The sequence below is a fragment of the Rhizobium sp. AC44/96 genome (assembly GCF_001692185.1).
In the GTDB taxonomy this organism is placed as follows: domain Bacteria; phylum Pseudomonadota; class Alphaproteobacteria; order Rhizobiales; family Rhizobiaceae; genus Rhizobium.
The window spans coordinates 331,594-358,577 of record NZ_LXKO01000025.1 but is presented as its reverse complement, the minus strand read 5'-3'; the positions used below and the strand labels follow the sequence as shown (position 1 = coordinate 358,577).

18 protein-coding genes are annotated in these 26,984 nt (G+C 61.1%); 11 read left to right on the top strand and 7 right to left on the bottom strand.

The genetic code is table 11. The annotated features are described in order from the left end of the window. Nucleotides 1-8: 8 nt before the first annotated feature. The 4 genes from A6U87_RS19175 (at nt 9) to cueR (ending at nt 10,566) form a co-directional block, all read left to right on the top strand. Nucleotides 9-5,480, top strand: coding sequence for an alpha-2-macroglobulin family protein (locus tag A6U87_RS19175; protein ID WP_065692871.1), 5,472 nt, complete (start codon nt 9-11; stop codon nt 5,478-5,480). Then, complete coding sequence (gene pbpC, locus A6U87_RS19170) at nt 5,477-7,555, top strand: penicillin-binding protein 1C (protein ID WP_065692870.1); 2,079 nt, start codon at nt 5,477-5,479, stop codon at nt 7,553-7,555. Before A6U87_RS19175 ends, pbpC begins: the two co-directional genes overlap by 4 nt. A 104-nt stretch (nt 7,556-7,659) precedes the next feature. After that, a complete protein-coding gene (locus A6U87_RS19165; RefSeq protein ID WP_065692869.1) occupies nt 7,660-10,161 on the top strand; it encodes a heavy metal translocating P-type ATPase in 2,502 nt (833 codons plus the stop codon). Nucleotides 10,162-10,170: 9 nt separating this feature from the next. Beyond that, nucleotides 10,171-10,566: a Cu(I)-responsive transcriptional regulator gene (gene cueR / locus A6U87_RS19160; RefSeq protein WP_065692868.1), complete on the top strand. Its 396-nt coding sequence runs from the start codon at nt 10,171-10,173 to the stop codon at nt 10,564-10,566. Here the strand turns inward: cueR and A6U87_RS19155 are convergent. Further along, nucleotides 10,563-11,114, bottom strand: a complete 552-nt coding sequence (locus tag A6U87_RS19155; protein ID WP_065692867.1) for a GNAT family N-acetyltransferase — start codon at nt 11,112-11,114, stop codon at nt 10,563-10,565. The two genes, cueR and A6U87_RS19155, sit on opposite strands and share 4 nt — an antisense overlap. Before the next feature lie 146 nt (nt 11,115-11,260). Between A6U87_RS19155 and A6U87_RS19150 the strand changes: the two genes are divergently transcribed. Genes A6U87_RS19150 through A6U87_RS19140 form a run of 3 tightly spaced genes read left to right on the top strand, consistent with a single transcriptional unit; the run spans nt 11,261 to nt 13,290 of the window. Next, entirely contained in the window at nt 11,261-11,800 is a 540-nt protein-coding gene (locus tag A6U87_RS19150) for a sigma-70 family RNA polymerase sigma factor (RefSeq protein WP_065692866.1), read from the top strand. After that, complete coding sequence (locus tag A6U87_RS19145) at nt 11,787-12,554, top strand: anti-sigma factor (protein WP_065692865.1); 768 nt, start codon at nt 11,787-11,789, stop codon at nt 12,552-12,554. Before A6U87_RS19150 ends, A6U87_RS19145 begins: the two co-directional genes overlap by 14 nt. A gap of 19 nt (nt 12,555-12,573) precedes the next feature. Then, nucleotides 12,574-13,290: a Bax inhibitor-1/YccA family protein gene (locus A6U87_RS19140; RefSeq protein WP_065692864.1), complete on the top strand. Its 717-nt coding sequence runs from the start codon at nt 12,574-12,576 to the stop codon at nt 13,288-13,290. A 126-nt stretch (nt 13,291-13,416) separates the two neighbouring features. Here A6U87_RS19140 and A6U87_RS19135 read toward each other — a convergent pair whose 3' ends face one another. The 6 genes from A6U87_RS19135 to A6U87_RS19110 all read right to left on the bottom strand — a co-directional run bounded on the left by A6U87_RS19135 (nt 13,417) and on the right by A6U87_RS19110 (nt 22,414). Beyond that, entirely contained in the window at nt 13,417-14,538 is a 1,122-nt protein-coding gene (locus tag A6U87_RS19135) for an RHE_PE00001 family protein (RefSeq protein ID WP_065692863.1), read from the bottom strand. A gap of 2,731 nt (nt 14,539-17,269) precedes the next feature. After that, a complete protein-coding gene (locus A6U87_RS19130; RefSeq protein WP_065692862.1) occupies nt 17,270-17,755 on the bottom strand; it encodes a ProQ/FINO family protein in 486 nt (161 codons plus the stop codon). A 384-nt stretch (nt 17,756-18,139) separates the two neighbouring features. After that, entirely contained in the window at nt 18,140-19,093 is a 954-nt protein-coding gene (locus tag A6U87_RS19125; RefSeq protein WP_065692861.1) for a sugar-binding transcriptional regulator, read from the bottom strand. 21 nt (nt 19,094-19,114) lie between these two features. Further along, entirely contained in the window at nt 19,115-20,581 is a 1,467-nt protein-coding gene (locus tag A6U87_RS19120) for an FGGY family carbohydrate kinase (protein ID WP_065692860.1), read from the bottom strand. A gap of 64 nt (nt 20,582-20,645) precedes the next feature. Continuing rightward, nucleotides 20,646-21,602 (bottom strand): transketolase family protein, encoded by a 957-nt coding sequence (locus A6U87_RS19115; RefSeq protein WP_065692859.1) that lies wholly within the window; start codon nt 21,600-21,602, stop codon nt 20,646-20,648. After that, the gene (locus A6U87_RS19110; RefSeq protein ID WP_065692858.1) at nt 21,602-22,414 is read right to left on the bottom strand and encodes a transketolase; all 813 of its coding nucleotides are present in this window, start codon (nt 22,412-22,414) and stop codon (nt 21,602-21,604) included. The genes A6U87_RS19115 and A6U87_RS19110 overlap by 1 nt, the downstream gene beginning before the upstream one ends. A 218-nt stretch (nt 22,415-22,632) precedes the next feature. Between A6U87_RS19110 and A6U87_RS19105 the strand changes: the two genes are divergently transcribed. From A6U87_RS19105 to A6U87_RS19090, 4 genes are all read left to right on the top strand, one after another. Further along, nucleotides 22,633-23,616, top strand: coding sequence for an ABC transporter permease (locus A6U87_RS19105; protein WP_065692857.1), 984 nt, complete (start codon nt 22,633-22,635; stop codon nt 23,614-23,616). Nucleotides 23,617-23,733: 117 nt separating this feature from the next. Beyond that, nucleotides 23,734-24,663: a sugar ABC transporter substrate-binding protein gene (locus A6U87_RS19100; protein ID WP_065692856.1), complete on the top strand. Its 930-nt coding sequence runs from the start codon at nt 23,734-23,736 to the stop codon at nt 24,661-24,663. A 29-nt stretch (nt 24,664-24,692) separates the two neighbouring features. Further along, the gene (locus A6U87_RS19095) at nt 24,693-26,171 is read left to right on the top strand and encodes a sugar ABC transporter ATP-binding protein (protein WP_065692855.1); all 1,479 of its coding nucleotides are present in this window, start codon (nt 24,693-24,695) and stop codon (nt 26,169-26,171) included. 22 nt (nt 26,172-26,193) lie between these two features. Then, a complete protein-coding gene (locus tag A6U87_RS19090; protein ID WP_065692854.1) occupies nt 26,194-26,982 on the top strand; it encodes an SDR family oxidoreductase in 789 nt (262 codons plus the stop codon). Nucleotides 26,983-26,984 lie beyond the last annotated feature (2 nt).

The window sequence follows — 26,984 nt, the reverse complement described above, 5'->3', positions numbered from 1 at the left end:
GGGAACCTATGTCTGTACGCTCGCTTTTCGCCATTTCTGCACTTGTTCTTTCAACCTTGACGGCGGGATATTCGGTCTTTGCTGCGGACGCCAAACGTGAGATCCAGACCGTCAAGGATGCCGACTATTTCGGCTTCGATCTGCGTACGGAACAAAACGTCACGCTCGACCAGTGCAAGACATCCTGCATCGGCGACAAGAGCTGCAAGGCCTTTACCTATAATCCGAAGGTACAGTGGTGCTTTCTGAAATCCGACTTCAAGACAATGAACGCCTTCCCCGGCGCCATTGCCGGCAAGATCGTCGAGACGGCCGGCCAGCAGGAGCCGGATCTGGGTGCTGCCCCCCGCATCACCTTCCTCTCCGGCGACGTGCTGCAACAGGCACGCGACGACAAGGCAAACCTTGAGGTGGCCGACGACCAGCAGGGGAAATCAGCCGATAGCCTGATTGCCAATGCGCGGATCGACCTGACCTCCGGCAACGTCATCGATGCCTTGAAATCCTTCCGCAGTGCGCTCGCCCTGACCCCTGACAACGCCGACCTTTGGCTGGAAACCGCCCGAGCCGGCGACAGCTTCGTCAAGACCGACGACAACACTGGCAGCGACATCTACGGCCAGGCCGTATTGGATGCGGTGAACGGCTACGACCTGACACGGACAACCAGCAGCCGGGCCAATGCGCTTGCCGTTCTCGCCGCGGCTCTCGAGAAGAACACGAATTATCGCGCTGCCCTCAATGCCTACAAGGCGAGCCTGGCGCTCGTCAGTTCCAAGGATGTGCAAGCGGCATTTCTGCAGCTGAAGGCAACGCAGGGGTTCCGGATTACCGAACACACTGTCGACGCCGATAGCGCAACGCCCCGCGCCTGCGTGACCTTCTCTGAAACATTGATCAAAACGACGGACTATACGCCTTTCGTGACGCTGAACGGAGCTGCACCGAAGGCCCTCGAAACAAAGGACAAGCAGATCTGCGTCGAGGGCCTGACGCACGGCGAGAACTACAAGATTGCCTTCCGCACGGGCCTCCCCTCCTCCGTCGACGAAGTGCTGGAAGCGCCGGTCAGCCTTGATATCTATGTCAAGGATAGGACCGCCAGCGTACGCTTCACCGGCGACAGCTTCGTGCTGCCGTCGACCGCCCGCCGCGGGATCCCGCTCGTTTCCGTCAACATGCCGTCGGCCAATCTGAAGCTCTACCGCATCGGCGATCGTGGGATCGCGCCACTTTTGACCAGCTCGCAGTTTCTGACGCAGATCGACGGCTATAGCGCCCAGCGTATCCAGGACGAGAGTGGTGAATTGGTCTGGCAGGGCGCGATCGATATCGCCAATGACCTCAACAAGGACGTCGTCACCAGTTTCCCGGTGGACGAGGCGCTGCCCGAGCGCAAGCCCGGGGTCTATGTGCTGACCGCGACAGCCCCCAATGCGCCCGATCAGGACTGGAATTCCCAGGCAACCCAATGGTTCGTGGTCTCCGACATCGGCGTTACAACCTATGCTGGAACGGATGGGCTGAATGTCTTTGCCCGTTCGCTTGCCACCGCCAAGCCGATGGCGGGCGTTTTCTTGCAGCTGCTTGCAAAAAACAATGAGGTGCTGGGGACTGCAACGACCGACGACAATGGCCGCGCCATCTTCACCGCCGGCCTCATTCGCGGCACGGCGGCGCTGACGCCGGCCGTGATCACCGCGAAAAACGGCACCTCGGATTATGTCTTCCTCGACATGACGCGCGCGGGCTTCGACCTTTCCGATCGCGGTGTCACAGGTCGCGCATCGCCTGGCGCAATCGACGTCCTGACCTGGACGGAGCGCGGCATCTACCGCGTCGGCGAAACCGTTCATGCCTCAGCCCTTGCCAGGGATACGGACGGCAAGGCGATCGAAAACCTGCCGCTGACCTTCATCTTCCTGCGCCCCGACGGTGTCGAAGATCGCAGGATCGTCAGCCAGACCAGCAACATTGGCGGATATACCATCGATTTTGCCGTCCAGGACAATGCCATGCGCGGCACCTGGACGATGAACGTGCATACCGACCCCAAGGGGTCGCCAATCGCGACAAAGAGCTTCCTGGTCGACGATTTCGTGCCTGATCGCACCGATATGGAGATCAAGACCGAAGCCAAGGTGATCGGCCCAGATACCCCGGCGACGATCCACATATCGGGCAAGTATCTCTATGGCGCGCCGGCGGCCGGCCTCACGCTCGAAGGCGACGTCGTGATCAAGCCGACGCGGCAGGCGGATGCCTTCCCCGGCTATTTCTTCGGCCTCGCGGATGAAGAGGCGAGCGAAGATACGCGCCAGTCGATCGAGGGGCTTCCGGGTCTCGATGAAAATGGCGAGGGTGTTACCGAGCTGACCGTTGGCGACCTTCCGGCAACAACCCAGCTTCTCAACGCGACCGTCTATATCCGCATGCAGGAGGCAGGCGGTCGGGCCATCGAACGCTCGCTTGTCCTGCCGGTCAAGAACCAGGGACCGATGATCGGCATCAAGCCGGAATTTACTGAGCTCGGCGAAAACTCGCTCGCAAACTTCACGGTTATCGGCGTCAGCGCCAACGGCCAGAAGCAGGACATGAAGGGCCTCCACTGGAGGCTCTACAAGCTCAACCGTGACTACCAGTGGTATCGCGACGGCACCGCATGGAAGTATGAGCCGGTCTATACAGCCGAGCAGGTCGGCAACGGCAATGTCGACGCTAGCATGGACGGCGCCAAGATCTCGTCTGCGGTACAATGGGGGCGCTACCGCCTTGAGGTGGAAAGCACCGATACCGACGGCCCGACGTCCAGCGTCGAATTCGATGCCGGCTGGTTCGTGCAGGCGGCGTCGACCGAAACGCCGGATGGCCTGGAAATCGCACTCGACAAGGACAGCTACAAGGTCGGCGATACCGCCAAGCTGAAGGTTACGTCCCGCTACGCCGGCGAGCTGATGATCGCCGCCGGAACCGAGACGCTCGTCGCCGTGCATAACGCATCGATCGGCGACAAGGGCGGTGAGGTGGATATTCCCGTCACCGCCGACTGGGGTGCCGGTGCCTATGTCACCGCAACCTTATTCCGGCCCGGCGACGCACAAGACAGCCATATGCCGATGCGCGCCATTGGCGTGAAATGGCTGAAGGTCGATCCGGCCGATCGCGCCCTGCAGGTGAAGATCGATGCGCCTGAAAAGATGCTTCCGCGCGGATCGCTTCCCATCAGCCTTGCGGTTGCCGGTGCGGGCGCCAACGAGGATGCCTATGTCACGGTTGCCGCAGTCGATGTCGGCATTCTCAATCTCACGCGCTACGACCCGCCAAACCCCGAGGATTGGTATTTCGGCCAGCGACAGCTCGGTCTCGAAATCCGTGATCTCTATGGCCGGCTGATCGATGGCTCCCTCGGCGCGACCGGAAAGCTCAGAACCGGCGGCGACGGCGGAGCGATCGCGTTGCAGGCGAGCCCGCCCACCCAGAAACTGGTCGCCTTCTTCTCCGGTCCTATCAAGCTCGACGCCGAAGGCAAGGCGAAGGTCAGCTTCGACATTCCCCAATTCAACGGTACCGCGCGCCTCATGGCAGTGGCGTGGTCGAAATCGGGCGTCGGTCATGCAACCCGCGATGTGATCATCCGCGATCCTGTTGTCGTGACAGCCAGCCTGCCACGCTTCCTGGCGCCCGGCGACAAGTCGCAGCTGCGACTTGATATCGCCAACACCGACGCGCCTGCCGGCGAATACAAGCTCGCGGTAACCGGCAATGATGCCGTTGGCGTCGACAACGGTGCGCAGACGATCCGGCTGGACGCTGGCGCCAAATCGGCGCTGACGCTTGCCGTCACCGGCCTACAGCCGGGCAACGGCAGCGTTTCAATCAACCTCTCGGACGCATCGGGGCTTTCTCTGGATCAGTCGGTCGACGTTCCCGTTCGGCCTGCGGTTCTGCCTGTCACGGAGCGGCGCGTGCTTGCGCTAAAGCCAGGCGCGAAGCTGACGGTGGACAAGGCGCTGCTGGCAGACAGCGTGCTGCCGGGCGCGTCGGTGAGCGTCAGCGTCACCCGCTCGGCTGCCTTCGACATCCCTGCGCTTCTGATGTCGCTGGATCGCTATCCCTTCGGTTGCGCGGAGCAGACGACCAGCCGGGCGCTGCCCCTGCTCTATCTCAGCGAACTCGCAGAACAAGCCGGGCTGGAGGACGATGCGGATGTCAAGAAACGCGTTCAGGATGCCATCTACCGCGTTCTCTCCTATCAGGCTTCGGCCGGCAGCTTCGGTCTCTGGGGACCCGATAGCGGAGATCTCTGGCTCGATTCCTACGTCACCGACTTCCTGACGCGTGCTCGTGAACAGAAGTACGACGTGCCGGACCGCGCGTTGGCCCAGGCGCTCGAAAATCTGCAGAATGCCCTGAGCTACGACGTCAACGTCAAGGACCAGGGCGATCAGATCGCCTATGCGCTCTATGTGCTGGCCCGCAACAAGAAGGCCGCAATCAGCGATCTCCGCTACTACGCGGATACGATGATCAACGACTTCCCGACGCCGCTCGCCAAGGCTCACATAGCCGCAGCACTTGCGCTTTATGGAGACGCGACGCGCTCCAAGAACATCTTTGTCGATGCGTTGCAGATGTCGCAGCAATCGATGGTGACGAGGGTCAATCTCTCGCGCACCGACTATGGCTCGGTTCTGCGCGACGGCGCCGCGATCCTGGCGCTCGCCGCCGAAAGCCGGCCCGTGCCGCCGGTGGTGCCGGAGCTTGCCAAGGCTGTCGCAAAGGAATGGGAGCGCAGCAAGTATACGAGCACGCAGGAGCAGGCATGGATGCTCCTTGCTGCCCGCGCGATCCAGGGTGGCGACGACTCGCTGAAACTCGACGTCAACGGTGCGCTGCACAGCGGCGCCTACATGGCGCGCATGACCGGTGACGCATTGATGGGCCATCCCCTGACGCTGACCAACCAGACGGGTGATGCGGTGTCTGCCGTCGTCACGACGGTTGCGGCGCCTGCTGTTCCACTGCCTGCCGGCGGCGACGGCTTTGCCATCGATCGGACATACTACACGCTCGATGGGGAACAGGCGAACGTGACGGAAGCCAAACAGAACGAACGCTATGTCGTCGTGCTGCATGTGACCGAGAGCAATCAATGGCCATCGCGCATCGTCATAACCGACCTGCTGCCAGCCGGTTTCCAGATCGACAATCCGAGCCTAGTCGATAGTGCCCAGCTGACGAATTTCGACTGGATCGGCGAGGTTTCGGCCGCACACACCGAATTCCGCAACGACCGCTTCGTGGCGGCATTCAACCGCAGCGCGGACGACAACCGCGAAATCAACGTCGCCTATGTCGTGCGTGCCGTTACTCCCGGCGTCTACGATCATCCGGCCGCCAATGTCGAGGACATGTACCGGCCGCAACTCTCGGCCCGCACGGCGACCGGCAAGATGGAGGTCGTGGCGGCACAGCCATGAGACGGAAGCGAACAGTCGCGATCGCAGCTACGGCGGGCATCCTGCTCGCCGGCGCGGTCGTCTTTGCTCTCCTCGTGCTGGACAAGGCGTTTCCGCCTCCGCTCGACACGGCCAGCGTCTCGGCCGAAGTGCTCGATGCGGACGGTGAGCTTCTGCGCGCCTTCGCGACCGAAAAAGGCAGATGGCGGTTGAAGACGACAGTCGATGATGTCGATCCGCAATTCTTGAAGATGCTGGTTGCCTATGAGGACCAGCGTTTTTACGAGCACGGCGGCATCGACCCCTGGGCCATCGGCCGCGCCGCGTTCCAGCTTGTCACCAACGGTCGTATCGTCTCGGGTGCCTCCACCTTGTCGATGCAGGTGGCGAGGTTGATCGAGCCGCGCCAAGGCCGCTCGTTGTCGGCAAAGCTGTTGCAGGTGGCACGCGCAATACAGATCGAGCGGCTGTTATCCAAGCAAGAGATCCTCAACCTCTATCTCACCCATGCGCCTTATGGCGGCAACCTGGAGGGTGTCCGCGCCGCAAGCCTTGCCTATTTTGGCAAGGAGCCAAAACGCCTGACGGTGGCGCAGGCGGCCCTGCTGGTTGCCCTTCCGCAATTGCCGGAGAAACGCCGCCCCGATCGCAACCTTGCGGCCGCTGAAACAGCGCGCAAGCGCGTGCTTGAGCGTCCCACGGTCGTCGAGGCCGTCGGAGATGGCGAAGCGCAACGCGCCGAGGCAGTCCTCGTTCCGGCAAGGCGGATGCAACTACCATCACTCGCTGCCCACGTCGCGGAAGCGGCGCTGCGCAAGCAACCCGGCGTCTCGACACACCAGACGACATTGAAGAAGCGCGTGCAGGAGGGTCTTGAAAGCGTGGCCCGCGCCGCATCCCTCAAGCTCGGGCCGAAGCTCTCCCTGGCAATGGTGATGGCGGATGCCCAGACGGGCGAGATCGTGGGCGAGGTCGGCTCCGCCGACTATTTCGACGCAAGCCGTTCCGGCTGGATCGACATGACGCGTGTCAATCGCTCGCCCGGGTCGACACTCAAGCCGTTCATCTATGGCCTTGCTTTCGAAGAAGGTCTGGTCAGCCAGGAGACGATCATCGAAGACCGGCCGGCCGATTTCTTCGGATACCGGCCGCGGAATTTCGACATGAGCTACCAGGGTGATGTGACGGTCCGCGATGCGCTCCAGCTCTCGCTCAACGTTCCGGCGGTCAAGTTGCTGGACGCCGTCAATCCGGCCAAGCTCCTCGTGCGGTTCCGCAGGGCCGAAGTGCGCCCCGTTCTGCCGCCCAACGAAACGCCGGGACTTGCGATCGGGCTTGGTGGCGTCGGCGTTACCCTGAAGGATCTCGTTCAGCTCTACACCGCGCTTGCCAACCGAGGCCAACCCGTCAGGATCGGAGACGGCGTGCTCAGCCAACCCGGCAAGATCGACGGCGAGGCGCTGCTGGAGCCGGTGGCGGTCTGGAACATCACGGATATCCTGTCAGGCGTCATTCCTCCAGCCGGCGCCCCGCAACGCGGCATCGCCTACAAGACCGGCACCAGCTACGGCTATCGCGATGCGTGGTCGGTGGGTTACGACGGTCGTTATGTGCTGGGCGTCTGGGTGGGTCGACCTGACAACGGCGCGGTACCTGGGCTGACCGGCTACGGCACTGCCGCACCGATCCTGTTCGAGGGCTTCGCGAAATCCGGTCTCGCGACGACGCCCCTGCCCCGCCCCCCTTCCGGCGCAGTGCGGATCGCGCAGGCGCAGCTGCCGATCAGCCAGCGCCGCTTCGCGATCAATCCGAGCGGCCTTCTCGCAACGTCGGGCCGTGAACCGGCTCCGCAGATCGTCTACCCGCCGGAGGGCGCGCATGTCGATCTCGGCGCCAAGGGAGGAGCGCTTTCGCCGCTGATGCTGAAGCTGCAAGGCGGGCGGGCACCGTTCCGCTGGCTTGCGAACGGCAAGCCGCTGCCGGACATCTCACGCCGCAGGACCAACCAGTGGATGCCGGATGGCGGTGGCTATTCCAAGCTTACCGTGATTGACGCCATGGGGCGCGCCGCAAGCGTCGGCGTCTTCATCGACTGACCCGTCCCTGAACGAACGCGTCGCGTTCGAATTTTCCGCTTGACCTTCCAGTTGCCGGAAGGTTCATAAGCCTATCCACTGCCCAGTGGGCGAAGGAGAACCTTATGGACAACAAGCACTCGCACCATCCCGATCATTGCCATGGAAGTCATCGGCATGACGAACCAGGCGCGCCTGTTGTCCGCGATCCGGTCTGCGGGATGACCGTCGATCGAAACGCCGGAAAGCCCTCGCTGGTCTACAGCGGACAGACCTATCATTTTTGCTCCGCGGGCTGCCGCAGCAAATTCGAGGCCTCGCCTGAGGATTATCGGACAGCCAAGGATCCCGTCTGCGGCATGACCGTTGACCGCGCAACCGCCGCGCATTTCCTGAAGCACGATGGCGAGAAGTTCTATTTCTGCTCTGCTGGTTGCAAGACGAAGTTCGAGGCCGACCCGGAAGCCTACCGCGACGGCACCAAACCGGCGGCCAAGCCTGTGCCAAAGGGCACGCTCTACACCTGCCCGATGCATCCCGAGGTCATCAGTGACCATCCCGGCGATTGCCCGAAATGCGGGATGGCGCTGGAACCGATGGGCATCCCACCGGCCGACGAAGGCCCCAATCCCGAGCTCGTCGATTTCACACGGCGCCTGTGGATCAGCGCGACATTGTCCGTGCCGCTGCTCGTGCTCAGCATGGGTCCGATGGTCGGCATGCTGCTGCGTGATTGGATTGGTGAGCCACTATCGACCTGGCTCGAATTGCTGCTGGCAACACCCGTCGTCCTCTGGGCAGCCCTCCCCTTCTTCCGCCGCGCATGGGCCTCGGTCATCAACCGCAGCCCCAACATGTGGACCCTGATCGGGCTCGGTGTCGCAACCGCCTACATCTACAGTGTCGTGGCAACGCTGATGCCTGGCATCTTCCCGCATACGTTCAGTGGTCATGGCGGCGCTGTTCCCGTCTATTTCGAAGCCGCAGCCGTCATCGTCGCCCTCGTCTTCGTCGGCCAGGTGCTGGAATTGAAGGCGCGCGAACGCACGGGCTCGGCCATTCGCGCCTTGCTCGATCTCGCGCCGAAGACGGCACGTCGTCTGGCCGCGGATGGTGCGGAAGCCGATATCGCAGTCGACGACGTCGTGGTCGGCGACCGCCTGCGTGTTCGCCCGGGCGAACGGATTCCCGTGGATGGAACGGTCAGCGAGGGTCAGTCGACAGTCGATGAATCCATGATCTCAGGCGAGCCAATGCCGGTGGAAAAGGAAACAGGTGCGCCGCTCACCGGTGGCACCATCAACGGCAACGGCACGCTGGTCATGACAGCTGAAAAGGTCGGCGCGGACACCACCCTGTCGCGGATCGTCGACATGGTGGCCAAGGCTCAGCGCTCGCGCGCACCGATCCAGGGAGCGGTTGACCGTGTCTCCGCCGTCTTCGTCCCGGCCGTGGTAGCCGCGGCCATTGTCGCGTTCCTCGTGTGGGCTTTCGTCGGCCCCGAACCCCGCATGGCACATGCGCTGCTCGCCGCGGTGGCGGTGCTGATCATCGCCTGCCCCTGTGCATTGGGCCTTGCAACACCGATGTCGATCATGATCGCGACCGGCCGCGGCGCACAGGAAGGGGTCTTGATCAAGGATGCCGAAGCGCTCGAGCGTTTCGCCAAGGTCGATACGCTGATCGTCGACAAGACCGGCACCCTCACCGAAGGTAAGCCGAGATTGACCGATGTCGTGCCTTTCGCCAGCATCGAGGCCAACGAGCTTTTGCGCCTGGCTGCCAGCCTCGAGCGCGGCTCGGAGCATCCGCTGGCGGAGGCGATCGTTGCCGGCGCACAGGAGGCTGGTGTCTCCCTGCTCGATGTCAGCGACTTCCGATCCATCACGGGCAAGGGCGTGGAAGGCAAGGCAGGCGGTGCAACCGTGGCCCTCGGCAATGCCGCCATGATGGCGGCGCTCAAGATTGATGTGGAGCCGCTCGCCGGCCAGATCCAATCGCTCCGGGACGCCGGCAAGACGGTGATGTTCGTTGTCGTCGACCAGAACCTCGCAGGCTTCGTCGCAGTCGCCGATCGCATCAAGCCCACGACCGCGGCGGCGATCAAGGCGCTGCATGACACCGGCCTCAAGATCATCATGGCGACCGGCGACAACGAGAGAACCGCGCGTGCGGTGGCAGCGAGCCTCGGGATCGACGAGGTCCGCGCCGACGTTCTTCCCGAGGGCAAGAAAGCCCTGATCGATGAGTTGCATGCCAGAGGCGCAGTCGTTGCGATGGCCGGTGACGGCGTCAACGATGCGCCGGCGCTCGCGGCAGCCGATGTCGGCATCGCCATGGGCACGGGAGCTGATGTCGCAATGGAAAGCGCCGGCATCACGCTGGTGAAAGGCGACCTCAACGGCATCGTCCGCGCCCGGCGGCTGGCAGAAGCAACGATGCGCAACATCCGCCAGAACCTGGGCTTTGCCTTCGGTTACAATGCTCTTGGGGTTCCGCTTGCCGCAGGGCTGCTCTATCCGGTTTTCGGCCTCCTGCTCTCGCCGATGATCGCTGCTGCGGCCATGAGCCTTTCGTCCGTCTCCGTCATCAGCAACGCGTTGCGGCTGCGGTTCGCCAAACTTTAGGAGGGTGCCATGAATATCGGTCAAGCATCGGAGCGCTCCGGCCTGCCGGCCAAGACGATCCGCTACTACGAGGATATCGGGCTCATCAACCCTGACCGGAGCGACAACGGCTATCGCGACTATGCGGTGGCCGACGTCCACAAGCTGCGCTTCCTGCAGAAGTCCCGCGGGCTCGGCTTCTCGGTTGAGGAATGCCGGCAGCTGCTGGCTCTCTATGAAGATAAGAGCCGGGCGAGTGCCGATGTGAAGGAACTGACCCAGGCGAAGCTCACGGAGATCGACCGCAAGATCCGTGAACTGACCGAACTGCGCCGGACGCTGGAACACCTCGTGCACGCCTGCCACGGCAACGATCGCCCCGATTGTCCCATTCTCGAAGAGCTGTCCGAGGACCGTGCGATCTAGGATCGCGCTGGGATATCGTACCGTTCAAGTCGGATCGAATGGCACCACGGCTCTGTCCGGCGCGCCATCATGATCTCGTCGACCTCTTCGCCCTCGTGAAGAAAACCGCCTGGAATCCGACCGATCTCGACGAAGCCTTCGCGCCGATAGAAACGGTACGCCGCGGGATTTTCCGCGCTGACCGCAAGCTCCAGCTGCCTGATCCCGTGGTCGCCGGCATATTTCATGACCGCTGCCAGAAGTCTTCCGGCGAGATCGGTTCCGCGCAGGTTGCTGCGCACATAGACCATGATGATCGTTGCTCGATGCATCGTCTTGCTGGGTTTTTGCCGCATCACCCCCATGATGCCGACTGGCTCATCATCCTGGAAAGCGCCAAAGACCGGCATTTCGACCAATCGCCTGCCCCATTCGTCAAGAGAAAGGCTCTCCCAGTCCGTAACAGTGCTCGCATATGCGGCGGGTTCGCAGCGTAGCGCTTCCATTCGAATTTGCTTGAACGCCAGAGCATCCTCGGGCGTCAAGAGCCGGATTGTACCGCCAGACATAGTTCTGTTCCTGCAGTTGTACGGACTTCGCCATGGAAACCATGACATGCAGGCTAAGCGGACGACATTTCAGAGCCAAGTCGCTATTTGCGCATTTTTTTAATTCTGGCGGGAATAAAACCTTCGACAGCCTCGTATACTCAATCATGGAACGGAAAGAACGCCCATTCGATGTCATTGGCCAGCTCGCAGCGCTTCGGCGTTATGCGCGTTCGCTCGTGCGCAATTCGGATGACGCCGAAGATCTGGTCCACGATGCCTTGGTCCGGGCATTGGAAAAAAAGCAGAGCTTCCATCGTGGTGGTAACTTGCGTACCTGGCTGCTCTCAATTCTGCATAACGCTCACATCGACCGCGTCCGGCAGGGCAGGTCGCTGACACGTCGGCACGATGAGGCCGCCACGGCAGCTGACCAGTCCCTGCCGGCCGGCCAGGAACATGCGGTTCGGCTGCAGCAGGTCCGCAACGCGTTCTTCCATCTTCCGGAAGAGCAGCGCGAAGCACTCCATCTCGTCGCCATCGAGGACCTTTCCTACCAGGAAGCAGCAACAGCGCTCGGGATACCGATCGGGACGCTGATGTCGCGCATTTCGCGCGCTCGCGCCCAGCTGAGGGAATTCGAAGAGAAGACGCCGCGTATTTCGCATTTGAGATTGATCGAAGGGGGCGACAATGAAGACAGTTGATCCGATCATCGACGCCGATCTCGACGCCTATGTCGATGGCGAGCTTGACGTCGCACGACGCATCCAGGTGGAAACCTTCCTGTCCGAACATCCGAAGACCGCTGCCAAGGTCATGGCGGATCTCAGCATGAGGGGCGAACTGCGTCTGGCGCTTGCAAACGAGACCGCGTTCGGCCGGGCCGAAACGCGTGATGCGGCTCGCCGCCTGGAACGCGGCCTTGCCTATGGCAGGATCTTCCACACGATGCAGCGCATCGCTGCTGTCGGCGTTCTCGTCGCGGCCGGCTGGGTCGCACACAACTCCTTCGGTGCGTTTACCGCAACCGAAGTGTCAGCATCGGTTCCCGCCCCTGCTTATGTCGAGGACGCCGTGCGCGCCTATCAAACGGCGGTGCTGCGGCAATCCATGCCATCGCAATCGGTTGCGAGCTACAAGCCGGAGGATATCCGCGCGGCAACGGCGATCGTCATGCCGCAGCTTCCGGCGGAATGGAAGATTTCCGACGTTCAGATCTTCCCGTCGGAGTTCGGCCCGAGCGTCGAGATGGCGCTGCGGACCGACGACGGCAAGCAGCTGTCGTTGTTCGCGGTTCGCCCGGGTTCGTTCTCCGTGGCATCCGTCAGCCATATCGCGCTTGATAACGCGGAGGCAGCCTACTGGCAGATAGGCGACGTCGCTTACGCACTCGTCACCGGCGATCGCACCATCACTCTGGATCGAGCAGCTGATCAGCTTGCTCGTACCCTCTACTAGTTCAATCGAGGAGATCTGTATGAACCCGATCAATCCGCGTTACGGTTTCGGCTCCGCCGCCGGTTCGCAGGCACTATTCGACGAAGGTCTGCGCCAGCACATGCTGCGCGTCTATAACTACATGGGCGTCGGCCTTGTCATCACCGGCATCATCGCATTCATCGTCGGCAGCACGCCGGCACTTTACGTGCCGATCTTCCAGTCGCCGCTGAAGTGGGTCGTGATGCTCGCGCCGCTGGCCTTCGTCTTCTTCTTCTCGTTCAAGATCCAGACGATGTCGGCCGGCGCAGCCCAGATGACCTTCTGGGCCTTCTGTGCCGTCATGGGCCTGTCGCTCGCGTCCGTCTTCCTGGTCTTCACCGGCACCAGCATCGCGCGCACCTTCTTCATCGCCGCGACCATGTTCGGCACGACCAGCCTCTATGGCTATGTAACCAAGCGTGACCTCTCCCGTTTCGGTTCCTTCCTGATGATGGGCCTTATCGGCGTGGTCATCGCGAGCCTCGTGAATATCTTTCTGGGCTCAAGCGCACTGCAGTTCGCGATCTCGGTGATCGGCATTCTCGTCTTCGTCGGCCTCACCGCCTACGACACGCAGAATATCAAGGAACAGTATTCGGAGAACTACGACCAGGAATCGAACCAGAAGCTTGCCGTCTTCGGCGCGCTCTCGCTCTACCTGAACTTCGTCAACATCTTCCAGCTGCTGCTCAACTTCACGGGTGAGCGGGAATAGGCTTAAGCGCTTCTGGGGGCAATGGAAGCGCTAGAACGCCCGGTCCGCACGCTGTGACAGGATGCGCGGATCGGGTGTTCACTACACGGAAGCGGCTGAGCCTTGGCTCGGCCGCTTTCTTTTTGTTCAGAGGATACCCCAGGCCCGATAGCGGCCACGGCCGGTAATCTCGCGGATACCGATCTCATTCAGGAGATTGAGCGCGCCGCGGCTGGTGATCCGGAGCTCGCGCGCCACCATGGCGGAGGACACCATCGGTCGCGACAGCACAAAACTCGCAAGGTCCGGAAGACTGCTATTCGAGCGCCGATCCTTGAAGCGCATTTCCATCTGCGTCTGCGCCAGGGAAAGCCGGTCCATCTCCTTCAAGCCCAGGACAGCACTTTCGGTCATGCCATCAAGAAAGGCCTGTAGTCGCGTCAGCCTGTCACGCGCACGGCGACGCTCGTGGCGAACAGTCTTCAGGCCGGCGTAGAAGGAAAAGAGATGCGACGTCACCTTCCCGCGCGACCGGAGGTAACTCGCAACAAGCAAACCGCCGAGCCAGTGTTGCCGCCGCAGCGGCTCGATCTTTTCCCATGCCTCGAAAAGAACCGCTGCGCCTATTGTCGGCGGCAACTGATCCGCGATCGCGAGCACGCCTCTCCATTCGCGCAACCGCGCCGACTCGTCCCATTCCTCGTCATCGAAGAGCCCGAGCGGATCATCGCTACGCTTTTCCTTGGAAGACGTCACGGCGACTTCGGCGGGTGCATTGGCCAGATGGCTGTCCAACAGCCGCTGCGAACGCTCCAGCACCGCATCGATCTCCGCTAGCTCCGCCGAGAGGGCATCGTCAACGCCGTCGTCATCATCGCCCCCGGGCTCGGCACCCTTTTGCTCCGGAGCGCGCTCCTCCCCTCCCCCGCTCCCGGCCAGCACAGCGAGACCTGCGGCACTCAACGACCAGCCAGGCTCGCCCGTCCATATCCTCCGCCGGGCACGCAAGACCCCATGCGCGATCGTCAGCTCATGGCTTGGCGTGCGCGTGTCCATATGCGCGTCGTGAAGCACAAGATCCTCGACATGGACAAGCTCGCCAGCAACCCACATTGCGCCCACGGCATCGAAGAAATGTCGGCGCTCGGCAAAGCCCTCTCCGACTGAGGAGCGCAAAGCCCTCTCGTCCAGCCGCGCCAGAGCATCCTCCGCCCTAACGAGATCGGGTAGCAAAGTGTTTACCATCGATGTATCGATGTCGTAGCGCATTGTTATCTTTTTCAATTTACCGCAAAGCGAAGCGAAACGTGACTTTGCTTCGTCCAGTTATGACATGGTTAACAAATGCATTCAAACCATTTGCTGAGGATTTCGCGTCGGAGGACGGGCGCATCTTCGAAGGCAAGCCTATCCGCCCGTGCTGAGGTCGAGCTTGCCGTCATATCCCAGCCTGCCCCAACAGGCATCTCACATCGGCGCCATGGCCGTCAGCATCTGCCCGTGAACCCCTGATCGGCACGCTTCGTTCTGCCGCCAGCTAGCCGCAGACGATCAACTACAGAGCAATCGGCGCCCAAACCACTGGGGCGCGGTAGTGACTGCTGCTCCTGCAAGTGTCAGCGTTGCTCATCTTCCGTCGTCGGTCAACTGGCTGATTGTACTCCCGGCTTCGAAGCCGGTCTGCTCTGGCGATCGAACAACGCTTGGGGCGCAATACCGTCTCGCCTTCCATGAGAGTGCTGGATCATTCTCGTGAATTCCCGACGCTTGCGATCAAAGCTGTCGAGTTCAAAGAATATTTTGCGTCCTTAGAAGTTTGCGGCCGTCACCAACAGCGAGCGCGGCTCGATGAACCCAGCTGCCGGTCATAAACGGAGCTTGCTGCGCGCCAAAGCTCACCGACAGCGGGCTCCCTCCCCCACTGCGCAACGCGGAGTTCCCTGTCTCGGGCTGTCCGAACGCGAACATATCTGCCGTCCATTTTTATCGCCGAGATGCAAGCCAACGGCCAGTCCAGGCCCGAACCCATAGGGGCGCATTGAGACCGGGACCGGTGCAAATGCCACCCGCCGTCGCGGCAACCTCATCAGCGCTCAGAAGAGATACCTAGATGGGAGGTTACTCACCCCTACTCAAGCCCGGCTTCCGACGGCTATACCTCCGACCGCAATGCGCTATAGCACCGACTTTCCCCTCGAATAGGCAACCCTGTCCAGAGCTTCACGATCGGGTTCGTTAGACGAGCTGCGGAAGAGGAGCGCCGACGTATCGCCCCCACGCTGACCTCGGAAGATAATCTTTCTGGCATCTACTATCGATCGCCTGGCAGGTTGGCGCGCGGCGATGTCGCCATTCAGCTCAAACAAGTGGTGAGCGCCAGCCCCTGCACGGTCAAACGGCCGTCGTGCTATCGCAATCTGATTGATTCTGATGGGAAACAGCTTCGGTCGAGACGCTTACAGGAATACCGACTCCCACGAATTGAGACTACCGATGTACCGGTCACACCGTTCGGCTCAGGAAGCCGGCTGTGTGCGGAAGTAACTGCGCGCGGTTTTGTGCCTACCCGTGACGGTTCATGTCACTGACGACCCAGCGAAAGAATACAAAGGCACCCGCAGCGATCCAGATCAGGGGCGAGATATCATCGAGCATCATGCTCATTCTCCTATCGATAATCCGACGCTGACTAGAAAACACCGGAACGTCTTCCACCTCATTAATATCGGACCCCTAGGTGAACTAAACTTGCACACAGGATGAACCGAGCGTTAAGTCGCCGGACAAATGCCAGCAACAAACCCCGTATCGATGGACCAACACCCCTGGCCTGTTTTGGCGTCCAACCACACCCGAAGACCGCGTAGTTCGTGACGACACCTTCCCTAATGCTGGTATAGACGAGACCTCTCCGTCCTTAGGCTCGAAGATTGCCGAGACCAAGTGGCGGGCGGCACGGCCATACGCCAGGGATAGCCGTCGCTTTAACCTCCTCGGCGAACTGATCGCGGCGGCTGGAAGCTCCCCTCGCCCGCAACAAGTGGAGCGAGTTTTGGAGACGGGAGACGCACATCCTTGGTCGGCTCCAAGCCTCGCGAGTTGCGAGAGCCTGCCCCATGCACTCCTGAAGACCAAAAGCAGCAGGAAGGCGAAAAACCCTGTAGGCCGCGGCCCACAACACTAAGCGATTGATGAATATATACTTTTCGGAACGGCGGCCTTTCACCAACTTGACGGACCCTTGGCGTCGTCATGCGCAGGAAAACCGACCGCAACGCCGCGTGATTGCCGAATCGCGCAAGCGGTTGGCACAGCCGTCGCCCTGCGAGATCACTGGACGGCGGGTCATCGGAGCACCGGAGGTACTCTCCGCTAAGCAGGCCCTTAGCGAGCCGGCATCAAACGGGCCAGAATGACAGCCCGATTTGGGGACGAATTGGAAGAAGACCGCTGTGGGTCACGGCCCACGGCTTTAAGCGGCTGAGTATCAACAGTTTTCTCGAGTCCGGCTCTCAGAGTGCTCTGCGCACACAACATTCCGCATCTCCTGGGCGTAGGAGCTGGCAAGCGAACGGGAATGCCAGTTCGATCGGCTACAACGGCCATTGTGACGGTGGCCGAACGGACGCGCAAGGAATGAACTACCGAGACGGGATAGGAGAGGCGGGCTACTACCCGGATCGAGGACCGAGTGGCACGCCAGGTTCCGGTCGCTAAAAGCATTCGTGCGGTGTTGAACACCTGAACGTCCGGCTGACCTCCGAGCGGCTGGCATCTTTCAGCCACCGTATTCATTCGCCGGTGCGAGATCGGTCGGGCTCGTTTGGGTCACGATGCCAGAGAGTGAGAGCGCGCGGTCGTGTCGACTGCCATATCGCTGCGCAACATGCCGGCGCGCCAGCCAATCGCCAATCTGCAACTCGACACACAAGCGAACTCCCGCTCGGGTTCATGCCGACGGCGCCTCTACTCGATGGAGCTCTGCGAGCGGAGCAATTCGTCACTTTATGGGTTGTGCTGCCTGTGCCGGTCGACGGCTTAGCAATGCAGCCCGGATCTGTTCCGTCTTGGTGAGGCTGGGCGGGACTGCGGCTATGGCGATGGGAGCAGGGGAGGCCTCCTTGCTTTGGAGCAGGCTTTGATACCGTTGCTGGGCGACTAGGCGATCGGCAGTCGAGACCGGGCCTGTGCTGCGGCCGTGAAGATCGAAGCGCATCGACTCCGGCTGGGCGGTCGCGAGGTAGTAGCGCTTGGAATGCAGATAAGAGCCGGTGGCCCGTCGTAGGGCGGTCACGTTCGCATCTGGCCTCAGAAGAGGTCGGATCTCGTTCCAAAGCCCAAGCGCAAAAGGCTTGATCGGGTCACCGATTGTGGAGGGGAGGATATCGATCGGCTGCAACAGGAGGGCATTGATCGCTTTCGCCTTCAGCAGATCTGTTTCGTTTGCCGCGATTGGTCCGCGACTGGATGTCCAGAGTTTCGTCATCGATCACCTCGTCTCCGTCCGGTCCTAGGAGAAGATCATGAAGACAATTTGACATCGCCCCCCTCCAGTGGAGCGCGGTCCACGTACGCGACGAGAACAAGTTGGAGATTTCAGGGCCTGAGACGATCGAAGCATGCTTGAGGGCGGCGATTTCAATGCCGAGATAGCATATTCAATCATAAATTGAGTTTTTATCTGCTACAGGTTGCTGTGGTCACCGATCTTGCGGAACCTGAAAGCTCTCAGAGCTGGGTTAGACGGTGGCACGCCACGTCATCGTCCGACATAGGTTCGCGCTAACGCGCGCTGCCTAACCGCACTGCCGGCGCCGATATCTATGCCCGCAATTCTCGCATAGGACATTCACCCACATGTTTGATCGGCCTACAGCTCGATCAACCGCGCCGCAGTGAACTTGTCGGTAACGAGCGTATCGATCACCCGCGCACGCAAGGCGCCCGCGATCGCGACCGTCTTCTTCTGTCCGCCGGCAAGTGCGATCACCCGGTCGATGTGCGATAGCTCATCGAGTGAAAGGCCGATGACGCGCTCGTCGAGAGGAGTCTTTACGGCCTTGCCCTGTTTGTCGAAAAAGCGCAGCGAGATGTCGCCGACCGCGCCGGCCTCCGCGAGATCGGCGAGCTCTCGAGACGAAAAGATGTTGCCGGACCTTGCGAGCAACTCGGATGGCTCGACAGCGCCGACGCCGACGATGGCAAGCGTTATGCTGGCAAAGAGGTCAAAGGTCTCCCGTACGAACGGGTCAGCCATCATCAGGAGTTTCGCCTCGCGAGACGACGCCAACCCCTGGACGGGCAGGAGCTTGGGTTCGGCGCCGGTGATCCTCGCGAGCCGTGTCGTCAGCTGCGTCGCATGTGTCTGCACCGATGGATCGCCCATGCCCCCCAGCGTCTGGACGATGAACTTCGCCTGGGCACTCCTCTGCGGGTGGATGGCCTCGACCATCTTGAAGATCGTCTGGCTCCAGCTCGATACGCCGATGATTTCGCCGGGCGAGAGCGTCACCTCCAGCAGGTGGGCTGCGGCTTCGCCGATGCGCGCCATAATTGCGCCGTCGCGATCTTCAGAACACTCGACAACGATCGCCTCCGGCAGGTCGAACTTGTCCCGCAACTCCTTCTCCAGATCGGAATAGGTGCCGACCGGCGGGATCACGCTTGTCCGTACGATGTCCTCGGCCTCGGCACGCTTCAGCATGCGCGACACGGTCGCCTGGGAGAGCCTAAGATGCTGAGCGATCTCCGCCTGTCGCCGCCCCTCGATGTGATACATCTGGGCCACTCTGGAAATGAGACGGAGTTCGTTCAGTCGAGTCATCGTTGATCCCAGTGTGAATTTTTATTCACCTTTAGCGGGTGTCAGCGCCAACGTCGAGCGGCTCAATGCATCATTCCAGGTATTCAGTAGCGTGGCGCGATCGGCGGCTTCGGGCGCGATGGTCTGCGTGCTGCGCGGCAGTGCCGCGATGACCTCAAGATCACGCCATAGGCCGAGCGATAGCCCTGCCAGATAGGCGGCCCCTAGGGCCGACGCCTCAGGTGCTTCGCACTGGATGACGGCGTGCTCGATGAGGTTGGAGACGCATTGCATCAGGAACCGGTTCTGGCTGGGGCCACCATCGACATAGAGGGCACCGAGCTCGCCACCGCTCTGTGCGCGCATCGCCCGGATCACGTCGTGGACTTGAAATGCAATCGAGTCCGTAACGGAACGCGCCATCTGGGCACGGGTCGTGCTAAAGTTGATCTGCGAGAAGAGGGCGCGCGCGTCGGAATTCCAGTAGGGCGCCCCAAGTCCGACAAACGCCGGCACGAAACCCGGGCCATTTGCTTCGGCGGTGGCTGCAAGGTCAACAAGCGAGGCGACGTCGGGCAGGCCAAGAATGCCCGCCATCCACGGCAGGCTCGCCGCAGAAACGAGAATGTTGCCCTCGAAAGCAAACGTGGGCTTGCCGCCGATCCGCCATGCCACCGTTGTGGTGATACCGTTCCTGGGAGCGATGAAAGAGGGGAGGGTGGTCATGACGGACGATCCCGTCCCGAAGGTCACCTTGCCATCACCCGGCTTGAATGCCCCGTGGCCGAAGAGAGCGGCATGGCTGTCCCCGATGGCGGCACGGATCGGCGTGCCGTCCGGGATACCCGGGAGGCCCAGCGTGGTCCCGAAGTCGGCGGAGCTATCCATCACCTTGGGAAGCAATGAAATGTCGACCCCAAAAATCTCGCCGAGATCGGCACTCCAGGTTTGCGCCTGAAGGTCGAACAACTGGCTTCGTGCCGCATTCGATGCGTCGCATGCATGCAGGCGGCCGCCTGTAAGGCAGTGGATCAGCCAGCTGTCGATCGTTCCCAGCCGGATCGGACGCCCTTTCGGTGCACGATCGAGGAGCCAACGGAATTTCGAACCGGGAAACATCGGGTCCAGGGGCAGGCCCGTCAGCGCCTGCACGCGCTCGAGGCGCCCCTCGGCGATGAGCCGCTCGCAATCGGGCGCCGTGCGCCTGCACTGCCAGCTCAGGACAGGTCCCAGGGACTCGCCTGTTTCCGCGTCCCAGGCCGTGACGGACTCGCGCTGGTTGGAGATCGCGATCGCCTCGACAGTCACATCGGCGGCCGAGTTCAGGCAGGCATCGATTGCCTCGCAAACGGATGCATAGAGGCGGCTCGGATCTTGCTCCACCCAGCCGGGCTTTGGATAGGAAATGCCAACGGGCGCAGCCCCCCTTGCTAGAACCTCTCCCTTTTCGGAAACAAGAACTGCCTTCGAATTGGTCGTGCCCTGGTCGATGGCCAGAATAGCCCGCATCGTATCCTCCAGAAAATTACGGGCCGGGGCGCCTATGCGTCCCGGCATGATGGCGTGCTATCGCTTACTTGCGCTTGATCAGCGCCTGCGCGGCATCCGCGATCGCCGACGGAGCCATGCCGAACTCGTCGAGCAGGAACTCGGCCGAACCGGTCGGAGCGTAAATGCCCGGAACGCCAAGACGCTTCATCGGCACGGGAGCGTTGTCAACGACAACCTCGGCAACGGCCGAACCAAGGCCACCGAAGATCGAATGTTCTTCGGCTGTCAGGATCGCTCCTGTTTCCTTCGCGGCGGCAATGATTGCCTCTTCATCGATCGGACGAACGGTTGCCAGGTTGAGAACGCGAGCCTTGATGCCACGTTCCGCGAGGATCTCGGCAGCAGTCACGATACGGTGCGTAAGAGTGCCGTTGGCAATCAGAGTGACGTCGGAACCTTCGCGCAGCACGTTGGCCTTGCCGAGTTCGAACTTGTGACCTTCGGGAAGAAGGTCGGGAACGCCGACACGCGACAGACGCAGGAAGCAGGGACCATTGTAGCTCGCCGCCCACTCGACCGCCGCCGCCGTTTCGATGCGATCGCATGGCGCGATGACAGGCAGGTTCGGAAGCACGCGCGTCCACGCGAAGTCTTCGATGGAATGGTGGGTTGGCCCGAGTTCGCCATAGGCCATACCGGAGGAGATACCGACAAGCTTTACGTTCGCGTTCGAGTAGGAAATGTCGGCCTTGATCTGCTCGAGCGAGCGACCGGTCAGAAACGGGGAGGCGCCGCAGACATAGGGCAGGCGACCGCCGTTGGCGAGGCCGGCGCCGACGCCGACCATGTTCTGCTCGGCGATGCCGACGTTGACCAGGCGATCCGGAAACTTCGACTTGAAGCCCCCGAGCTTCGACGATCCGACTGAATCGTTGCAAACCGCGACGATCGTTTCGTTCTCGGCTGCCAGACGCTCGAGCGTTGCGGCAAACGCATCGCGGCAGTCATACAGCTTGGGTGCATTTACTGGCGCGTTCATTAGAGTGCCTCCGACAGTTCTGCCAATGCGATTTCGTACTGTTCCTTGCTCGGAACCTTGTGGTGCCAATCGACACGGTCCTGCATGAAGGAGATACCGTGTCCCTTGTTGGTGTGCGCGACGATGCAGTGCGGGCGGCCGTTGCTCCGATGCTCAAGAGCCGGAACCACTTCACGCATGTTGTTGCCGTCGATTTCAGTGACTTCCCAACCGAAAGCTTCGAGCTTGGGACGCAGCGGCGCGATATCGTTCGTATCGGAGAGCGATGCGCCCTGCTGGAAGCGGTTGTGGTCGATGACCAGGGTCAGATTGTCCAGACGGAACTGGGCGGCAGCCATGATGGCCTCCCAGTTCGATCCTTCCTGCATTTCGCCGTCGCCGGTGATCACAAAGGTGTGGTAGTCGGCGCCTGAGAGCTTGGCGGCCTTCGCCATGCCCACGGCCACGGGAAGGCCGTGTCCGAGCGGTCCGGTGTTGGTTTCAACGCCGGGAACCTTGTTGCAGTTCGGATGTCCGTTCAGCCGGGAATGCGGCTTCAGGAAGGTGGAGATTTCCTCTTCCGGGATGAAGCCGCGCTTGGCCAGCGTGACGTAAAGCGCACAGGCCGTGTGCCCCTTGGACAGCACGAAGCGGTCGCGATTGGGATTCTTGGGTTCGTCCGGCCAGAGGCGCAGCACGCGGAAATAAAGCGCGGTCAACAGGTCGATAACGGACATCTCGCCGCCAATGTGGCCAGCTCCAGCCTCGTAAACGGCCTGGAGGTCGCGCAGACGTATCTGGCGAGCGATACGTTCAAGTTCCGGTAGCTCCATTGGGTTGTTTCCTCTCTTGCATATTTATTCATGTGGTTATATTTTTGCACATGAAGAGGGTTAGTCAAGCCCCCTGAACGATTTCTATTCGCCAAGAAGGCCTAGAAACGCAGTTGACACCGAGTGGACAAGTTTGTTAATGAATTTTCCAGCAGGCATGAATATTTATTCGTGCTTGAAGATTTATAGGCCGCGGCCTTAGTCTCCAGGGAGGAATGATGGTGGCGATCGACGTAAATGAGCAGAGCCGTCCGTCTGGCGCATGGGTCAGAAAGCTCACGGGAGCCACGGGCCCCCTGATCGGACTCCTCGCCCTGTGCATATTCCTGACCTTCAGCACCGATGCGTTTCTCTCGCTTCGGAACGGTCTAAACATCCTCGACCAGATCACGGTGCTCGGCATCATGGCCGTCGGCATGACCTTCGTCATCCTGATCGGCGGCATTGATCTGTCGGTCGGATCGGTTCTGGCGCTTTCGATGATGGTGATGGGTTGGACAGCCAACGTCGCCGGCATGCCGCTTGCCGTCGGGATCGTCTTTGCCCTCTTGGCGTCCGCCGTGAGCGGACTGATCGTCGGTATTCTTGTGACCTGGTTCAGGGTCCCCGCCTTTATCGCGACGCTCGCAATGATGTCTGCCGCACGTGGCGTGGCGAACATGATCACCGATGGCCAGCAGATCGTCGGTTTTCCCGATTGGTTCATGATGCTTGCCATCGACCGGCACTTCGGAATCCTGACAGCAACCGTTTTCCTGATGCTTGCGGTCGTTCTAGTGGCCTGGATCTTCCTGCATTTCCGTTCGGAAGGCCGGATGCTCTACGCGGTCGGCGGCAATCCTGAAGTCGCCCGTCTCGCCGGTATCAATGTTCAGCTCGTAACCATCGGCGTCTACGTGATCAGTGCGGTCCTGGCAGGTCTCGCTGGCATCGTTCTGGCGGCAAGGCTCGACTCCGTCCAGCCATCGAGCGGCTTTGGCTACGAACTGGATACCATTGCAGCCGTCGTGATCGGTGGAACGTCTCTATCCGGCGGGGCAGGGGGCATCGGTGGAACGCTGATCGGCGTGCTGATCATCGGCGTCCTGCGCAACGGTCTCAATCTGCTCAATGTCTCGCCATTCCTGCAGCAGGTGATCATCGGCATCGTCATTGTTCTGGCAGTTGGCGCCGAGACCATCCGTAAGCGGCGGGCTGCATAGCAGCCGCCTGCCCGCCCGCATGGGCGGGCATCAAGAATTCCTCTCCGAAAGGTTTGGAGCGGATTACTGCCCGAGGGGGAGGATACCCAAGGGTTCATCAACGAAGGAGGAAATAACATGAACTTTGCGCGCACATTGCTCGCTTCCGCAGCCATTCTCGGTCTGACCCTCGGTTCTGCCCACGCAGCCGAAGTGAAGAAGCTCGGCCTCGCCGTCGCGAACCTGCAGGCAAACTTCTTCAACCAGATCAAGCAGGCCGTCGAAGACGAAGCCAAGAAACGCGGCATCGAAGTCGTTACGGTCGATGCAAAGGGCGACGGCCCGACCCAGGTCAACCAGATCCAGGACCTGCTCACGCAGAAAATCGACGCCCTGATCTATATTCCGGCAGGTGCTGCCGCCGCGACTGTTCCGGTGAAGCTTGCAAAGAGCGCCGGCGTTCCTGTTGTGAACGTCGACCGCAACGCCGAAGGCGCACCGGGCGACACGTTCCTTGCAACGGATTCCGTCGCTTCCGCCAAGGCAGTTTGCGACTACATCCTCAAGGAAGCTGGCGGCAAGGGCAAGATGGTCATCATCCACGGCCAGAAGGGCACGACGCCTGAACAGGACCGCTCGAAAGGCTGCGCTGAATCTCTCAAGGCCTATCCTGATGTGAAGATCGTTGCTGAGCAGTATTCCAACATCTGGGGTCAGGACGAAGGTTTCCAGATCATGCAGAACATGCTGCAGGCAAACCCTGATGTCTCGATCGTCTTTGCTCAGGCTGACGCCCTCGCACTCGGCGCCGCTCAGGCAATCAAGGTTGCAAACCCGTCTCAGAAGATCGTTGTCGGCGGCTTTGACGGTGACACCGCTGCACTCGAGGCTCTGAGCAAGGGCGTCTTCGACGTCACCGCAACCCAGCAGACACAGAAGATGGGCCGCGATGCAGTTGCAAACGCCATCAAGCTCGTTGCTGGCGAAAAGGTACCGCCGGTGCAGCTCATGGACGCAACCTTGACGACCAAGGAAAACGTCGCAGGCTTTATCGCCAACCATCCGTAATACAGTCTTAAGTCTCTAGGAGGTGTGTTGTGACCGAGCCGGTTCTTTCCCTGAGGGGCATATCCAAACGCTACGGACTACTCCAGGTTCTGAAAAACGTGGACCTGGACGTCTATCCCGGCGAAGTGGTCGCACTTCTCGGTGAGAACGGCGCTGGCAAATCGACGCTTTCGGGCATCATTGCCGGGTCACGCACGCCATCCGAAGGCACGATGACATGGTTGGGGCAGCCCTATGCCCCAACCGCACCGCGCGACGCAATCGACAAGGGGGTCGTCCTGATCCACCAGGAACTGCAGCTTCTGCCGCACTTGTCCATTGCCGAAAATGTCTTCATCGGCCGTTGGCCGATGAAGAACGGCGTAGTCGACCGGGCGCAGATGGTCCGCCGCGCCCAGGAGCAGCTCGCCCGACTGAATCTGCATATTCCAGCGACCCGAAAGGTCGCTGGTCTTTCCACCGCCAACCAGCAGCTGATCGAAATCGCCAAGGCGCTTGCTCTCAACGCCAAGCTTTTGATCCTCGATGAGCCAACTGCCGCACTGGGCGGTGCCGAAACCGAGGCGCTGTTCGAACAGGTCAGAAAGCTTCGTTCCGAAGGCGTGGGTATCATCTACATTTCCCACCGCATGGAAGAGATCAAGAAGATTACCGACCGGATCGTGGTCCTACGCGATGGCGAGCGTGTTCACGAATTTGCAGACAGCGCGACGCCCGTCCGGACAATCGTCGAGAGCATGGTGGGCCGTTCGCTCGATCGCATGTTTCCACCTCTGCCAGAACCGTCCAGCCGGCCGGTTCTTCAGGTATCCGGTCTTACGTCACCGGAAGATTCGTTCCGTGACGTCACGTTCGACGTTCATGCCGGCGAAATCCTCGGCATTGCCGGCCTCGTCGGTGCCGGCCGCACCGAACTTGTTCGCGCGATCGCAGGCGCGGATCCCGTCAGCGCTGGATCGATCAAGCTCGAAGGCGTGAACCTCAAGCTTCGCGATCCGGCGGACGCGATATCCAGGGGGATCGTCATGGTACCCGAGGATCGAAAGGAACAGGGGCTCGTCGTCGGGCATCGCATTGGCGAAAACATCATCTACGCGAACCTCGACAAGCTCGGCAGCGGCTGGATCACAGCCGGCATCAAGCGCTCGTTCGCCGACAAAGCGGTCGCCAAGTTTGGCGTCAAGGGACGGGCGGAGCAACTTGCATCGGATCTCTCGGGTGGCAACCAGCAAAAGGTCGTCATCGCCAAGTGGCTGATGCGCGATCCCAAGGTGGTCGTTCTCGACGAGCCGACGCGAGGGATCGATGTCGGTGCACGAGCCGGTATTTACGACATTATCGCCAATCTCGCCCGACAAGGCGTCGCGGTTATCGTCGTCAGCTCCGATCTCGAAGAGGTTCTCGGCGTCTCAAACAGAATTCTCGTGCTCGCTCAAGGCACGCAGGCAGGCATTTTGTCCCGTGAAGAGGCAAACGACGTGTCTGTCATGGAACTGGCAACAATCTAGGAAAACAAAGAAAGGAAGAGCGGTGTCCGACATCACTCTGAACGCGCCGAAGCTTTTCGATCTCAGCGGCCAGGTCGCCATGGTGACCGGCGCCGGAAGCGGTATCGGTCAACGAATTGCAATCGGTCTCGCCCAGTGTGGCGCGGACGTTGCACTGCTTGATCGCCGCACCGACGATGGCCTGGCAAACACCGCCAAGCACATCGCGGCCGCCGGTCGCCGCTCGATCCAGATCGCCGCCGACGTCACCAGCAAATCCTCGCTCGCCGACGCGGTCGCCCGGACGGAGGCAGACCTCGGCGCGCTGACGCTCGCGGTCAACGCTGCCGGGATCGCAAACGCCAACCCCGCCGAAGAGATGGAAGAAGACCAGTATCAGACGTTGATGGATATCAACCTTAAGGGCATCTTCCTTTCCTGCCAGGCCGAAGCACGCGCCATGCTCAAGAATGGACGCGGCGCAATCGTCAACATCGCATCGATGTCCGGCGTTATCGTCAACCGCGGACTGAGCCAGGCGCATTACAACGCGTCGAAAGCGGGTGTGATCCACATGTCAAAATCAATGGCGATGGAATGGGTCGACCGCGGCATCCGCGTCAACACGATCTCGCCTGGATATACCGCGACGCCGATGAACACCCGGCCCGAAATGGTTCACCAGACCAAACTTTTCGAAGAGCAGACACCGATGCAGCGCATGGCATCAGTCGATGAAATGGTCGGACCGGCCGTGTTCCTGCTCTCGAACGCCGCAAGTTTTGTCACGGGCGTCGACCTCCTCGTCGATGGCGGCTTCTGCTGCTGGTGATC

Coding starts and splice junctions, on each gene's coding strand:
- A6U87_RS19105 (WP_065692857.1), top strand. CDS start 22,633: ATGGTGGCGATCGACGTAAATGAGCAGAGCCGTCCGTCTGGCGCATGG.
- cueR (WP_065692868.1), top strand. CDS start 10,171: ATGAATATCGGTCAAGCATCGGAGCGCTCCGGCCTGCCGGCCAAGACG.
- A6U87_RS19175 (WP_065692871.1), top strand. CDS start 9: ATGTCTGTACGCTCGCTTTTCGCCATTTCTGCACTTGTTCTTTCAACC.
- pbpC (WP_065692870.1), top strand. CDS start 5,477: ATGAGACGGAAGCGAACAGTCGCGATCGCAGCTACGGCGGGCATCCTG.
- A6U87_RS19165 (WP_065692869.1), top strand. CDS start 7,660: ATGGACAACAAGCACTCGCACCATCCCGATCATTGCCATGGAAGTCAT.
- A6U87_RS19100 (WP_065692856.1), top strand. CDS start 23,734: ATGAACTTTGCGCGCACATTGCTCGCTTCCGCAGCCATTCTCGGTCTG.
- A6U87_RS19140 (WP_065692864.1), top strand. CDS start 12,574: ATGAACCCGATCAATCCGCGTTACGGTTTCGGCTCCGCCGCCGGTTCG.
- A6U87_RS19155 (WP_065692867.1), bottom strand. CDS start 11,114: ATGTCTGGCGGTACAATCCGGCTCTTGACGCCCGAGGATGCTCTGGCG.
- A6U87_RS19130 (WP_065692862.1), bottom strand. CDS start 17,755: ATGACGAAACTCTGGACATCCAGTCGCGGACCAATCGCGGCAAACGAA.
- A6U87_RS19125 (WP_065692861.1), bottom strand. CDS start 19,093: ATGACTCGACTGAACGAACTCCGTCTCATTTCCAGAGTGGCCCAGATG.
- A6U87_RS19120 (WP_065692860.1), bottom strand. CDS start 20,581: ATGCGGGCTATTCTGGCCATCGACCAGGGCACGACCAATTCGAAGGCA.
- A6U87_RS19115 (WP_065692859.1), bottom strand. CDS start 21,602: ATGAACGCGCCAGTAAATGCACCCAAGCTGTATGACTGCCGCGATGCG.
- A6U87_RS19150 (WP_065692866.1), top strand. CDS start 11,261: ATGGAACGGAAAGAACGCCCATTCGATGTCATTGGCCAGCTCGCAGCG.
- A6U87_RS19145 (WP_065692865.1), top strand. CDS start 11,787: ATGAAGACAGTTGATCCGATCATCGACGCCGATCTCGACGCCTATGTC.
- A6U87_RS19110 (WP_065692858.1), bottom strand. CDS start 22,414: ATGGAGCTACCGGAACTTGAACGTATCGCTCGCCAGATACGTCTGCGC.
- A6U87_RS19135 (WP_065692863.1), bottom strand. CDS start 14,538: ATGCGCTACGACATCGATACATCGATGGTAAACACTTTGCTACCCGAT.